Genomic DNA, 437 nt, shown 5'->3' with positions numbered 1-437 from the left:
CGCCAATGCCGTGCGCGCCGCGCCCGGCGTGGTCGATGTCAGGCTGCAATAGGAGCATATCGATGGCCGACGACCGGACCGTGCTGATCGTCGTCGACGTCCAGAACGATTTCTGTCCCGGCGGCAGTCTCGCCGTGCCGGACGGCAACGCGATCGTGCACGTCGTCAACGCGCTCGGGCGCCGCTTCCGCCATGTCGTGCTGACGCAGGACTGGCATCCGGCCGGACACGCCTCCTTCGCCTCCAGCCATCCCGGCCGCGAGCCCTTCGAGACGGTCGAGCTGGCCTATGGCCCCCAGGTGCTCTGGCCGGATCATTGCGTGCAGGGCACGGCAGGCGCGGCCTTTCATGCCGGGCTCGACCTGCCCCATGCCGAGGCGGTCATCCGCAAGGGTTTTCCTCACGGCATCGACAGCTATTCCGGCTTCGTCGAGGCC

The 437-nt window shown here is 68.4% G+C and carries 1 protein-coding gene; it reads left to right on the top strand.

The genetic code is table 11. The features are described 5' to 3' along the window. Nucleotides 1-62: 62 nt before the first annotated feature. A partial coding sequence (locus JHD82_RS29065; RefSeq protein ID WP_233174957.1) for an isochorismatase family protein occupies nucleotides 63-437 on the top strand: 375 nt, incomplete at its 3' end.

Source organism: Delftia sp. ASV31 (genome assembly GCF_016428765.1).
Lineage (GTDB): Bacteria > Pseudomonadota > Gammaproteobacteria > Burkholderiales > Burkholderiaceae_C > Comamonas > Comamonas acidovorans.
This window is presented reverse-complemented; position numbering and strand designations above follow the sequence as displayed.